Raw genomic sequence first — 13,340 nt, 5'->3', positions numbered from 1 at the left:
CCGCCAATAGCGGCCGGACTTGACCGTGAGACGTGGCATCCTTTTTTTCACTTCAGATTACCTCACGGATACGCGTGGCGCGCCGGCAGCGGTGCAGTTCAGCGATGTCCAAGGCATCGGACGGACGGACGAACTGCAATGTCTGGTCGGGTGGATGTCAGAATCCGCCCGTTCTCAACCAGGAGCATGAACGTGGCAATGGACGTGGTGGACTACGAGATCAAGGGCTCGGAGATGCAGTTCGTCGAGGTCGAGCTCGACCCGGGCGAGGCGGCGGTCGGCGAGGCCGGCAGCATGATGTACATGGATGCCGGCATCGGCATGGACACCGTCTTCGGCGACGGCTCGGCCAGCCAGGGCGGCATCTTCGGCAAGCTGCTCGGCGCCGGCAAGCGGCTGATCACCGGCGAGTCGCTGTTCACCACCGTCTACACCAACCAGGGCCAGGGCAAGCGCAAGGTCGCGTTCGCGGCGCCGTACCCCGGCAAGATCCTGCCGATGGACCTGCGCCAGCTCGGCGGCACGCTGATCTGCCAGAAGGATGCCTTCCTGTGCGCCGCCAAGGGCGTGTCGCTGGGCATCTTCTTCCAGCAGAAGCTGTCGGTGGGCTTCTTCGGCGGCGAGGGCTTCGTGATGCAGAAGCTCGAGGGCGATGGCCTCGCCTTCGTGCATGCCGGCGGCACCGTGATGAAGCGCGAGCTGCAGCCCGGCCAGACGCTGCTGATCGACACCGGCTGCATCGTCGCGCTGACGCCCAACGTCAACTTCGAGATCCAGTACGTCGGCAAGATCAAGACCGCGCTGTTCGGCGGCGAAGGCCTGTTCTTCGCGAAGGTCACCGGCCCCGGCACGGTGTGGCTGCAGAGCCTGCCGTTCTCGCGCCTGGCATCGCGCGTGTTCGCGGCCGCGCCGCAGAACGGCGGGCGCCGTGAAGAAGGCTCGGTGCTCGGCGGTTTCGCCGGTGGCGGCCTGCTCGGCAGCATCCTCGGCGGGGATGACGACTGAGCCTGGCTTGACGAAACGCAGAACAGAAAGACGCTCGCAGGCCAATTTGAAGGTGGGCGCACGCTGCGCCCGCCTAAAATGCCGGTTTCTCTTGCTGGTATCCGGTCTTGAAACTGCTGTCTGCGTTGCCCCGCCTCCCGTCGCTCGTCCTGTCGGCCTTGTGTCTGGCCACCGCCCTCCACGGGGCGCAGGCCGCGGGCGCCGCCGCCAAGCCGCCGATCTTCGTGCTGAACTCGCTCGATGCATCGATCAGCGTGATCGACCCGACGACATTCGCCGAGGTCCGCCGGATCCCGACCGGCAAGGAACCGCACCACCTCTACCTGACGCCCGACGAGAAATCGCTGATCGTCGCCAATGCGCTCAGCGATTCGCTGACGATGGTCGACCCGGTCACCGCCGAGGTGCAGCGCACGATCACGAAGATCTCCGACCCGTACCACCTGCGTTTCTCGCCCGACATGAAGTGGTTCGTCACCGCCGCGAACCGGCTGAACCACATCGACATCTACCGCTGGGAGCCGGCCGACGCCGCCAACCCGATGAAGCTCGCCGGCCGCGTGGCCGCGTCGCGCACGCCCAGCCATTTGTCGATCGACAGCAAGAGCACGGTGATCTATTCGTCGATGCAGGACAGCGACGAGCTGATGGCGATCGACATCGCGACCCAGAAGCAGCGCTGGAAGATCACCGTCGGCAAGCTGCCGGCCGACGTCTACCTGACGCCCGACGACAAGCTGCTGCTGGTCGGCCTGACCGGCGACGAATTCGTCGAGGTCTACGACGTGAGCCAGCCGCAGCCCAGGCTCGTCAAGCGCATCCCGACCGGCGCCGGCGCGCACGCGTTCCGCAGCCGCGGCGACGGCCAGCATGTGTTCGTCAGCAACCGCGTGGCCAACACCATCAGCATGATCGACACCCGCACGCTGAGCGTGGTCGACACCTACCCGGCGCCCGGCGGTCCGGACTGCATCGACGTGCTGGCCGACGGCAAGACGCTGCTGGTCAGCTCGCGCTGGGCGCGCAAGCTCACGCTGATCGACATCGAGAAGAAGCAGGTGATCCGCCAGGTGGCGGTGGGCCGCTCGCCGCACGGCGTGTGGACGCTCGACCATGCGTCGCGCCGCTAGCGTCGTCGTCGTCGCGGCGCTGCTCGCCGGCCCGGTCCAGGCTGCCGGCTGCGACAAGCCGGTGTACCTGACGCTGGACACCGGCCACATGGGCGTGGCCCCGCTGGTGGCCGAGGTGCTGAACCGCGAACAGGTGAAGGTCACGTTCTTCCTCGCGAACGAGAAGACGCTGACCGGCGGCGCGAGCCTCGACGACCAGTGGGCGCCGTGGTGGAAGGCGCGGGCGGCCGAAGGGCACCTGTTCGGTTCGCACACCTTCGACCACGTCTACTGGGTGGCCGACGTGAAGGACCCGGCCGACCCGAAGGGCACGCGCTTCAAGCTTCGCCCGAGCGCGGGCCCCGATGCCGGTCGCCTGCAGACCTGGACCGCGGCGCAGTACTGCGCCGAACTGCAGCGTCCCGCCGACCGCTTCCACGCGATGACCGGCCAGGCGATGCCGCGCCTGTTCCGCGCGCCGGGCGGCAAGACCTCGCCGGCGCTGCTGGCCGCCGCGAAGGCCTGCGGCTGGACGCATGTGCCGTGGAGCGCCGCCGGCTTCCTCGGCGACGAACTGCCGAGCGACCGCTACCCGAATGCGCAACTTTTGCAGCGCGCGCTGGATCACATCCGTCCGGGCGACGTGATGCTGGCCCACCTGGGCATCTGGTCGCGCCAGGATCCGTGGGCGCCGGCGGTGCTCGAGCCGCTGATCCAGGGGCTCAAGCAGCGCGGCTTCTGCTTCGCGACGCTGCGCGACCACCCCGCCTACCGGGACGCCGCGCTCCGCTGAGGCGCATTCTTTCGACAACGCCAAGATGATCGATTCGCTGCTGCTCGCCTTCACCGACGCCTTCGGCCGCGTGCAGCAGGCCTTGTTCGAGGGCGTCGTGCAGCCGCTCGCATTCCGGCTCGGGCTCGGCAACGTCGTCGAGGATGCGTTCGACGCGACCGGCTGGCTGCTGGTCGGCCTGCTGCAGATCGTCGTGCTGCTGGTGGTGATCGGCACGCTGGAGCGCTGGCGCCCGGTCGAGCCGGTGACGGACAGGCGCGCGGTGCGCACCGACGTGCTGTACACGCTGATCCACCGGCTGGGGCTGTTCCGCGTCGGGCTGTTCTTCGCGGTCGATCCGCTGTTCGACGAGGCCTTCGGTGCCGCGCGGCTGGCGGGTCTGCCGACCTGGCAGTTCGACGAATGGTTCGCGCCGTGGTGGCCGGGCGTCACCGACAGCGCCTGGTTCAGCTTCGTCGCCTACCTGCTGGTGTTCGACTTGGTCGACTACTGGATCCACCGTGGCCAGCACCAGTTCCGCTGGTGGTGGGGCCTGCATTCGCTGCACCACAGCCAGCGGCAGATGACGATGTGGAGCGACAACCGCAACCACCTGCTCGACGACCTGATCCGCGACAGCGTGATCGTGATCGTCGCGCGGCTGATCGGCATCCCGCCGGGGCAGTTCATCGCGGTGGTGGCCTGCACGCAGCTGCTCGAAAGCCTGTCGCACGCGAACCTGCGGACCGGCTTCGGCCTGGTGTTCGAGCGCGTGTTCGTCAGCCCGCGCTTCCACCGGCTGCACCACAGCATCGGGCTCGGGCACGAGACCGCGGGGCAGGGCACGCTCGGCGGGCACAACTTCGCGGTGCTGTTCCCGGTGTGGGACGTGCTGTTCCGCACCGGCAACTTCGAGGACCGCTACGACCCGACGGGGATCCGCGACCAGTTGCCCGAATCGGGCGGGCGCGAGTATGGGCAGGGGTTCTGGCAGCAGCAGTGGCTGGGGCTGAAGAGGGCGTTCGGGCGGTCGTAGGGCTGGGGTTGCGGCTGCGGCTGCGCGAGCAAAGGCGCGGGCGGGGGGTGTGGGGCTCGCCGGCCGGTGCGGTCAGCATCCCTTGCGGGATGCTGACTCCCCTCCGCTGTGCAATTTGAAGACCTGTCGCCGAAACTCCCGCCACTCACTTCGTTCGTTGTGGTCAAACAGTCGGCGACAGTCAGTTCACGATCGCGCTGCGCACGGGGCCATCGAACTGCACAGCTCCGGCGCCCCGTCCTGATTGGCGCTCCCCACACCCCCCGCCCGCGCCTTTGTGCCACCGCCCTGGTCCTTCGAGGATGACAAGCGAACAAGTGGGAATTGATTCCCGCTTGTCACCCGATTTGCGTGACTGACCAGGCCCAGAGGCCGCGAACGATCAAGCAACGCCCCGGGATCCGGCTTTGCCGGGCCCAGGGGTGGCGCCCCATGGGGGCAGGAGCGAAGCGACTGGGGGGCTAAGTTATTCTCCGCAACCATGCTCAGACCCCTGTTCGATTCCTTCTGGCGCGCCGCCGCCTACTGCCTGCACCCGCGCGTCATCGTGCTGTCATTGCTGCCGCTCGCGCTGCTCGTCGGCCTGAGCTTCGGGCTCGGCTACTTCTTCTGGGAAGACGCGATCGATGGCGTGCGCAGCCTGCTCGATTCGTGGGACCTGCTGCATGCCCTGTTCAGCTGGCTCGAAAGCATCGGCGCCGGCAACCTGAAGTCGGTGCTCGGCCCGCTGGTCGTGATCTTCCTCGCGACGCCGGTGCTGGTGCTGCTGTCGCTGCTCGTCGTCGCGACGCTGATGACGCCGGCGATGCTGAACCTGGTGGCGCAACGCCGCTTCCCGCTGCTGGAGCGCCGCCGCGGCGGCACCTTCGTCGGCAGCATCGTCGTGAGCCTTGGTTCGACCGCGGTCGCCGTCGTCGCGCTGGTCGCGTCGATCCCGCTGTGGTTCGTGCCGCTGATGGTGCTGGTCGTGCCGCCGCTGATCTGGGGCTGGCTGACCTACCGCGTGATGGTCTACGACACGCTGTCCGAGCATGCGAGCAAGGACGAGCGCCGCGAACTGATCCGCCGCCACCGCACCAGCTTCCTCGGACTCGGCATCGCCACCGGCTACCTCGGCGCCGCGCCGTCGCTGGTGTGGGCCTCGGGCCTGATGTTCCTCGCACTCGCGCCGATCCTGGTGCCGGTCGCGATCTGGATCTACACGCTGGTGTTCGCGTTCTCGTCGCTGTGGTTCGCGCACTTCGCGCTGGCGGCGCTGGCCGAGCTGCGCGCCGAGCAGCAACTCGCCGCTGCCGTGGTGCTGCCGCCGCCCGGCGACCCGACCCCGCTTCCCAGGCCTTCCGCTTCAGAGGACATCGCATGAACTTCGGCGTCATCATCATCGGCGACGAGATCCTGTCGGGCAAACGCGAGGACAAGCACCTGCCCAAGGTGATCGCGCTGCTGAACGAGCGCGGCATCCCGCTGTCGTGGGCCCGGTACGTCGGCGACGACCCCGAGCGCATCACCGCGCACCTGCGCGAGGCCTTCGCCAGCGGCGACGTGGTCTTCTCGTGCGGCGGCATCGGCGCGACGCCCGACGACCACACGCGCCAGTGCGCCGCCCGTGCGCTGGGCGTGCCGCTCGCGCTCCATCCGCAGGCGCGCGAACTGATCCTCGAACGCATGCGCGACGTCGCCGCCGAGCAGGGCGTGCCGTTCGAACCCGAGCGCGCCGACAACCTGCATCGCCTCAACATGGGCATGTTCCCGGCCGGCGCGCAGATCATCCCGAACCCCTACAACAAGATCCCCGGCTTCTCGGTCGGCCATGTGCACTTCGTGCCCGGCTTCCCGGTGATGGCCTGGCCGATGCTGCAGTCGGTGCTCGACGAACGCTACGCCGGCGAGCACCGCGCCGAGCGGCCGCGCGAGCAGTCGGTGATCGTGTTCGGCGCGATGGAGTCGACCCTTACGCCGCTGATGGAAGCCATCGAGGCCCGCTTCGACGGCGTCAAGGTGTTCAGCCTGCCGAGCGTCGACCATCCGCAGTGGGGGCGGCACATCGAGCTCGGCGTGAAGGGCGCGGCCGGGCCGGTGGCCGAGGCCTTCGCCGAACTGCTGGCCGGGCTGCGTGGCCATGGTGCGCAACTGGGCCCCGAGTTGGTGCGATGAGCCCCGCATCGCCCGTCCAGCCTGGTGCCGGGTCGTGCACCAAAGTGGCGTCGCCGACCCGCCGCCAGCGCGTGTTTTGGGTCGTCGCTCACCCGGTGGAGCGCATGCCGGCTGGGGCTGCGCCGTCATCGGGCGCGGGCATGCTTTCTGCTACATTCCTGTGCGCATTTCCAGGCCCCTCCCGGCACTGAATCTGTCGTCTCTACCCACCCACTCACCCCACAAGCCTCTCGCTAGGAGAACCTGATGGCAAAGACCGTCGCCGACGTGATGAAGATGGTGAAGGAAAGCGAGGTCAAGTTCGTTGACTTCCGCTTCACCGATACCCGCGGCAAAGAGCAACACGTTTCGGTGCCCCTGTCTGCGTTCGACGAAGACAAGTTCATCTCGGGCCACGCCTTCGACGGTTCGTCGATCGCCGGCTGGAAGGGCATCGAAGCGTCCGACATGCTGTTGATGCCGGACCCGAACACGGCCAACATCGACCCGTTCTTCGAAGAGCCGACGCTGATCCTCACCTGCGACGTGATCGAGCCGACCGATGGCAAGCCCTACGAGCGCGATCCGCGTTCGCTGGCCAAGCGCGCCGAGGCCTACCTGAAGTCGTCGGGCATCGGCGACACCGCCTTCTTCGGTCCGGAACCCGAGTTCTTCATCTTCGACAGCGTGCGCTGGAACGTGGACATGTCCGGTTCGTTCTCGAAGATCGAATCCGAGGAAGCCGCCTGGAACACCGGCAAGGAATACGACCACGGCAACTCGGGCTACCGTCCGGCCGTCAAGGGCGGCTACTTCCCGGTGCCGCCGGTCGACAGCGCGCAGGACCTGCGCTCCGAGATGTGCCTGATCCTCGAATCGCTGGGCATCCCGGTCGAAGTGCATCACCACGAAGTGGCGAACGCCGGCCAGATGGAAATCGGCACCAAGTTCAGCTCGCTGGTGCAGCGCGCCGACTGGCTGCAACTGCAGAAGTACGTGATCCACAACGTGGCCCACGCCTACGGCAAGACTGCGACCTTCATGCCGAAGCCGATCGTCGGCGACAACGGCTCGGGCATGCACGTGCACCAGTCGGTCTGGAAGGACGGCAAGAACCTGTTCGCCGGCGACGGCTATGCGGGCCTGTCGGAATTCGCGCTGTTCTACATCGGCGGCATCATCAAGCACGCCCGCGCGCTGAACGCGATCACGAACCCCGGCACCAACAGCTACAAGCGCCTGGTCCCGGGCTTCGAAGCCCCGGTCAAGCTGGCCTACTCGGCCAAGAACCGCTCGGCCTCGATCCGCATTCCGTACGTTGCCAACCCGAAGGGCCGCCGCATCGAAGCGCGCTTCCCGGACCCGCTGGCGAACCCGTACCTGGCGTTCTCGGCGCTGCTGATGGCCGGCCTGGACGGCGTGGAAAACAAGATCCATCCGGGCGAAGCCGCCACGAAGGACCTGTACCACCTGCCGCCGGAAGAAGACGCGAAGATCCCGACCGTCTGCCACAGCCTCGACCAGGCGCTCGATTACCTGGACAAGGACCGTGCGTTCCTGACCAAGGGCGGTGTCTTCACCGACGCCTACCTCGACGCCTACATCGAGCTGAAGATGCAGGAAGTCACGCGTTTCCGCATGACGACCCATCCGGTCGAGTTCGACATGTATTACAGCGCCTGATCCAGGCACGCGGAACCCGGCCCGGGGGCGCAGGCTCTCACCGCCAGCGGTTCCGCGATTCCGGCATCACGAAGGGACGGCACAAGCCGTCCCTTTTTACATGGTGGGACCCCTCGCGGGATCGGCCACAATCCACCAGATCCCACGGCCCGAGGTACTTTCCCATGCGCTCTCACCGAACCACGACCCGTTGCGCGCTCGCGGTGGCTGCCGTTGCCACGCTGATCGCCCTGCCGGCACGGGCTGCCGAAGAAAAGACCGTCTACCGCTGCCCCGGCAACCCGGTGCTCTACACCGACACGCTGTCGGCCAAGGAGGCCAGGGACAAGGGCTGCAAGACCCTCGAGGGCGCGCCGATCACCGTGGTGCAGGGCCTGCGCCCGGCCAAGGGGTCGTCCTCGAGCGCGGCGGCGGGGAAGTCGGGCGAGAACCGGGTCGACCCGAACGAGCAGCGCGCTCGCGACAGCGATGCGCGCCGCATCCTCGAGGCCGAGCTGAAGAAGGAAGAAGACCAGCTGGCCGAGTTGCAGAAGGCCTACAACAACGGCGAACCCGAGCGCCAGGGCGACGAGAAGAATTACCAGAAGTACGTGGACCGTGTCGCCGAGATGAAGGCCAATATCCTGCGCAAGGAAAGCGACATCGCCGCGCTGCGGCGCGAACTCGCGAAGCTGCAGTGACCACCCCGGTGAACCGGCCGGTCGGCGAGCCGAAGCCCGTGCGCGCGGCGCAGGCGGGCAAGCTGCCCGAGCGCTACCAGGCCTTCGACCACCTGGCGACGATGGTCGCGGTGGTGCGCGACGACGGCAGCTGCCTGTTCGCCAATGCCGCGTTCGAGAACGTGCTGGGCCTGCCGCGGCGCAGCGTGCTGGGCGGCTCGCTGTTCGACTGGTTCATCGATGCCAATTCGGTGCGCGACACCGTGGCCGCGGTCGTGCGCAACGATTTCTCCACAAGCCGCTTCGAGGCCCTGCTGCGCCGGCCGGTGTCGGCGCATGGCGATGCGCTGCCGGTGCACGTGATCGTCAACCAGCTCGACCGGCCGAACGAGGCGATCATCGAGCTGGTGGAGATCGAGCAGCAGACGCGCCAGGACCGCGAGGAGCGCGCGCTCGGCCAGGCGCGCGCCAACAAGGAACTGATCCGCAACCTCGCGCACGAGATCAAGAACCCGCTCGGCGGCATCCGCGGCGCGGCGCAGTTGCTCGAGATGGAGGTCGAGTCGCGCGCGCTGACCGAGTACACCCAGGTCATCATCCAGGAGGCCGACCGGCTGCAGGCGCTGGTCGACCGGCTGCTCGCGCCGCACCGCAAGCCGCACGTGGTGAGCGACGTCAACATCCACGAGGTCTGCGAACGGGTGCGCTCGCTGATCATTGCCGAGTTCCCGCGCGGGCTGGCGGTGATGCGCGACTACGACATCTCCATCCCCGATTTCCGCGGCGACCGCGAGCAGCTGATCCAGGCGGTGCTCAACATCGCGCACAACGCGGCGCAGGCGCTGTCCGAGCGCATCGCGCAGGGCGACGCCTGCATCACGCTGCGCACGCGGATCGCGCGGCAGGTCACGCTCGGCAAGCAGCGCTATCGATTGGCACTGGACTTGCATATTGAAGACAACGGCCCGGGGATCCCGGAGTCGATCCGGGATCGCATTTTTTACCCGCTGGTATCGGGGCGCGATGGCGGGTCGGGCTTGGGACTCACGCTGGCGCAAACGTTCGTGCAGCAACACCAGGGCATGATCGAATGCGAGAGCAAACCGGGCCAGACCCTTTTCAAGATCGTGATCCCGTTGCCCTGAGCCAGAAGCCGGGGCGGGCGGGACCGGAACCACAGGCAGGGCATGAAACCCATCTGGATCGTTGACGACGACCAATCCATCCGCTTCGTGCTGGAGAAGGCGCTGGCGCGTGAAGACCTCGCGGTGCGCAGCTTCACCAACCCGCGCGACGTGCTGATCGCGCTCGAAGACGACGAGCCGCAGGTTCTCGTATCCGACATCCGGATGCCAGGCGGCTCGGGCATCGAGCTGCTGAGCAAGGTCAAGGAGCGGCACCCCGGCCTGCCGGTGATCATCATGACGGCCTACTCCGACCTGGACAGCGCGGTCAGTGCGTTCCAGGGCGGCGCTTTCGAGTACCTGCCGAAGCCGTTCGACGTGCCGAAGGCCGTCGAGCTGATCCGCCGCGCGCTCGACGAGAGCATGCGCGAGGAGGTGCGCGACGAGCGCATGGCGCAGATGCCCGAGATGCTGGGCCAGGCGCCGGCGATGCAGGACGTGTTCCGCGCGATCGGGCGCTTGAGCCAGAGCGTGGTCACGGTGCTGATCACCGGCGAGTCGGGCTCGGGCAAGGAACTCGTCGCGCAGGCGCTGCACAAGCACAGCCCGCGGGCGAGCGGGCCGTTCGTCGCGATCAACACCGCGGCGATCCCGAAGGACCTGCTCGAGAGCGAGCTGTTCGGCCATGAGCGCGGCGCGTTCACCGGTGCGCAGACGACGCGGCGCGGGCGCTTCGAGCAGGCCGACGGCGGCACGCTGTTCCTCGACGAGATCGGCGACATGCCGTTCGACCTGCAGACGCGGCTGCTGCGCGTGCTGAGCGACGGGCAGTTCTACCGTGTCGGCGGGCACAACCCGCTGCGCAGCAACGTGCGCGTGATCGCGGCGACGCACCAGAACCTGGAAGAGCGGGTCAAGCTCGGGGCCTTTCGCGAGGACTTGTTTCACCGGCTGAACGTGATCCGGCTGCGGCTGCCGGCGCTGCGCGAGCGGCGCGAGGACGTGCCGGCGCTGGCGCGCTTCTTCCTGCAGAAGAGCGCGAAGGAGCTGGGCGTCGAGGCCAAGCGCATCACCGAAGCGGCGCTCGCGCGGCTGATGCAGTTCGATTTCCCCGGCAACGTGCGGCAGCTGGAGAACATCTGCCACTGGCTGACGGTGATGGCGCCGGCGCAGGTGGTCGAGGCCAAGGACCTGCCGCCGGAATTCCAGGGCGACCTCGTCGCGATGCCGGCGCGTGTGCCGGGCGCGGGCGAGGCCGCCGAGCTGCCATCGATCGTCAGCGTGTCGGCGGCTCACGCCGCCGCGCCGGTGGCTGCGCCGCTGCCGGATGCGGTGGCCGCGGTGGCGACCAGCACGCACTGGCTGGCCGACCTGGAGCGCGAATCGCGCGCGATGCTGCAAGCCGGGCTGCCGGAGGTGTGGGACACGCTGACGCGCAAGTTCGAGGCGCAGCTGATCCACACCGCGCTCGAGATCACGCGCGGGCGGCGCATCGAGGCGGCGCAGAAGCTCGGGATCGGGCGGAACACGATCACGCGGAAGATCCAGGAGCTCGGGCTCGACGACTGACATGCCCCCGTTTGCCCCGAGCAGTGACTGAGCTTGTCGAAGGCACGTGGCGAAGGGTTGGTGCCGAAGCGCGTCGAGCGTCGCGGTGCACCGCCGGCGGGGCTTCGACAGGCTCAGCCCGAACGGGGCGGTGTGCGCATCCCTGTGTCCTGCCAGTTTCGATGGCCGGCTACGAGAACTCCGCAATCACCGGCGCGTGGTCGCTGGGCCGCTCGTTCTTGCGCGTCGGCTTGTCGATCGCGCACGCCGTCACCTGGCCCTTCAGCGCGTCGCTCACCAGGATGTGGTCGATGCGCAGCCCCTGGTTCTTGCGGAAGGCCAGGTTGCGGTAGTCCCACCAGCTCCAGCTCTTCGGCGGCTGCTCGAACAGCCGGAACGAATCGTGCAGCCCGAGCCCGAGCAGGCTCTGGAAGTGCGCCCGCTCCTCGGGCGTGCACAGCACCTGCCCGGCCCATGCCACCGGGTCGTGCACGTCGCGGTCTTCGGGGGCGATGTTGTAATCGCCCATCAGCACCAAGTGCGTGTGGCGGGTCAGCTCGTCGGCCAGCCAGGTGCGCAGCGCCGTCAGCCACTTCAGCTTGTACTGGAACTTGTCGCTGTCGACCGACTGCCCGTTCGGGATGTACGCGCCGACGATGCGGATGCCGTTGACGGTGCCGGCGATCACGCGCGCCTGCTCGTCGTCATGGCCGGGGATGTTCTTGACGATGTCGGCGGCCACCGTGCGCGACAGCAGCGCGACGCCGTTGTACGTCTTCTGCCCGAACCACTGCACCTGGTAGCCGGCGGCCTCGATCTCGGCGTGCGGGAACTTGTCGTCGGTGAGCTTGGTTTCCTGCAGCACGATCGCGTCGGGCTGGTGCAGCGCAAGCCAGTCGATCAGCTGCGGCAGGCGCACCGCAAGGGAGTTGACGTTCCAGGTGGCGAGTTTCACGGGCGGACCTTTCGGGCGGAGGCGCGCATCGTACCCGCTGCCGCGCGCACCACGATCAACGCAGCACCGCCCAGGCCTCGTCGGCGATCGTGCGTTCCTCGTCCGTGGCCATCACGAACAACGCCACGCGGCCGGACCGGTCGATGCGCAGCGCATGGCGCGCGTTCGCATCGGCGTCGAGCGCGACGCCGAGCCAGCCCAGCCGTTCGCACACCGCGGCACGCAGCGCCGCATCGTGCTCGCCGATGCCGGCGGTGAACACCAGCGCGTCGAGCCCGCCGAGCGTGGTCGCGATGCGCGCCGCTTCGCCGGCACAACGCAGTGCGAACAACGCCAGCGCCTCGCGTGCTGCCGGCAGGTCGCTGTCGCGCAAGGTGCGCGCATCGGCGCTGAGGCCCGACACGCCGAGCAGCCCCGAGCGGTGGTACAGCAGGTCCTCGATCTCGTCGTGGGACAGGCCGCGCTGCTGCATCAGGTACAGCGGCACGCCGGCATCGAGCGCGCCGCAGCGCGTGCCCATCGGCACGCCGTCCAGTGCCGAGAAGCCCATGCTGGTGTCGACGCTGCGGCCGGCCTGCAGCCCGCACAGGCTCGCGCCGCTGCCCAGGTGCGCGACGACGACGCGACCGGCCGCTTCGTGCGGTGCCACCCGCGCAAGTTCGCGCGCGATGAAGGCATACGACAGGCCGTGGAAGCCGTAGCGCTGCACCCCCGCGTCATGCAGCGCCCGGGGCAGCGCGAAGCGGCGGGCAAGGGGGTCCTGCGTCTGGTGGAAGGCGGTATCGAACGACGCGGTCTGCACGAGCCCGGGTCGCAGCTGCTGCAGCGCCCGGATCAGCCGCAGGCTGTGCGGCTGGTGCAGCGGCGCGAGCGGCGTCAGCGCGTCGAGCTCCGCCAGCGTCGCGTCGTCGACGCGCACCGGCCCATGGTGCTGCGGGCCGCCGTGCACCACGCGGTGTGCCGCGGCGTGCAGGCCCGCCAGCGCGCCGTCGCGCTCGAGCACACCGAGCATCGCGTCGACCACCTCGTGCAGCGATTCGGTCAGCGGCGCCTGCAGCGGCCATTCGACCCGGCGGCCTTCGCAGTCGAGCGACAGCGCCAGCGGCGCCCGCTGCAGGTCGAGGCGGCCGCGCCCGACCGACTCCGGCCCGGCGTCGCCGAGGCGGAACAGGCCGATCTTGATCGACGACGAACCGGCGTTCAGCGTCAGCAGCAGGGGGCGCATCGATTCGTTTCCGGCAGCGTGGGATTTGATCTGCAGCATACTCAGTCGACACCGGAGCGGCCATCATCGGCGCGACAAGGAGGATCCTCTC

Annotated in this window: 12 protein-coding genes; 10 read left to right on the top strand and 2 right to left on the bottom strand. The window is 68.3% G+C overall.

Annotated elements, in window-relative coordinates; all coding sequences use genetic code 11:
* The first annotated feature begins 192 nt into the window (after positions 1–192).
* From FHT26_RS24500 to ntrC, 10 genes are all read left to right on the top strand, one after another.
* On the top strand, positions 193–1,005 hold the full coding sequence (locus tag FHT26_RS24500) for a TIGR00266 family protein (RefSeq protein ID WP_168562848.1): 813 nt from the start codon (positions 193–195) through the stop codon (positions 1,003–1,005).
* A gap of 149 nt (positions 1,006–1,154) precedes the next feature.
* Positions 1,155–2,135, top strand: coding sequence for a YncE family protein (locus FHT26_RS24495; protein ID WP_490362811.1), 981 nt, complete (start codon positions 1,155–1,157; stop codon positions 2,133–2,135).
* The gene (locus FHT26_RS24490; RefSeq protein ID WP_168562712.1) at positions 2,119–2,907 is read left to right on the top strand and encodes a polysaccharide deacetylase family protein; all 789 of its coding nucleotides are present in this window, start codon (positions 2,119–2,121) and stop codon (positions 2,905–2,907) included. Before FHT26_RS24495 ends, FHT26_RS24490 begins: the two co-directional genes overlap by 17 nt.
* 25 nt (positions 2,908–2,932) lie before the next feature.
* Positions 2,933–3,922, top strand: a complete 990-nt coding sequence (locus FHT26_RS24485; protein ID WP_168562711.1) for a sterol desaturase family protein — start codon at positions 2,933–2,935, stop codon at positions 3,920–3,922.
* A 481-nt stretch (positions 3,923–4,403) separates the two neighbouring features.
* Entirely contained in the window at positions 4,404–5,285 is an 882-nt protein-coding gene (locus FHT26_RS24480) for an EI24 domain-containing protein (RefSeq protein WP_168562710.1), read from the top strand.
* Positions 5,282–6,076, top strand: coding sequence for a competence/damage-inducible protein A (locus FHT26_RS24475; protein ID WP_168562709.1), 795 nt, complete (start codon positions 5,282–5,284; stop codon positions 6,074–6,076). Before FHT26_RS24480 ends, FHT26_RS24475 begins: the two co-directional genes overlap by 4 nt.
* 246 nt (positions 6,077–6,322) lie before the next feature.
* Positions 6,323–7,738 carry a type I glutamate--ammonia ligase gene (glnA, locus tag FHT26_RS24470; RefSeq protein WP_047513059.1) on the top strand — a complete coding sequence of 472 codons (1,416 nt, stop codon included), beginning with the start codon at positions 6,323–6,325 and terminating at the stop codon, positions 7,736–7,738.
* A gap of 164 nt (positions 7,739–7,902) precedes the next feature.
* The gene (locus FHT26_RS24465; RefSeq protein ID WP_168562708.1) at positions 7,903–8,418 is read left to right on the top strand and encodes a hypothetical protein; all 516 of its coding nucleotides are present in this window, start codon (positions 7,903–7,905) and stop codon (positions 8,416–8,418) included.
* 101 nt (positions 8,419–8,519) lie between these two features.
* On the top strand, positions 8,520–9,542 hold the full coding sequence (gene glnL, locus FHT26_RS24460; RefSeq protein WP_210427585.1) for a nitrogen regulation protein NR(II): 1,023 nt from the start codon (positions 8,520–8,522) through the stop codon (positions 9,540–9,542).
* Between the two features lie 42 nt (positions 9,543–9,584).
* Positions 9,585–11,090, top strand: a complete 1,506-nt coding sequence (gene ntrC, locus FHT26_RS24455; RefSeq protein ID WP_168562706.1) for a nitrogen regulation protein NR(I) — start codon at positions 9,585–9,587, stop codon at positions 11,088–11,090.
* Between the two features lie 169 nt (positions 11,091–11,259).
* Here ntrC and xth read toward each other — a convergent pair whose 3' ends face one another.
* Entirely contained in the window at positions 11,260–12,024 is a 765-nt protein-coding gene (gene xth, locus FHT26_RS24450) for an exodeoxyribonuclease III (protein ID WP_168562705.1), read from the bottom strand.
* A gap of 55 nt (positions 12,025–12,079) precedes the next feature.
* Positions 12,080–13,249 carry an acetate/propionate family kinase gene (locus FHT26_RS24445; RefSeq protein WP_168562704.1) on the bottom strand — a complete coding sequence of 390 codons (1,170 nt, stop codon included), beginning with the start codon at positions 13,247–13,249 and terminating at the stop codon, positions 12,080–12,082.
* Positions 13,250–13,340: the final 91 nt, after the last annotated feature.

Source organism: Rhizobacter sp. SG703 (genome assembly GCF_012275445.1).
Lineage (GTDB): Bacteria > Pseudomonadota > Gammaproteobacteria > Burkholderiales > Burkholderiaceae_C > Rhizobacter.
This window is presented reverse-complemented; position numbering and strand designations above follow the sequence as displayed.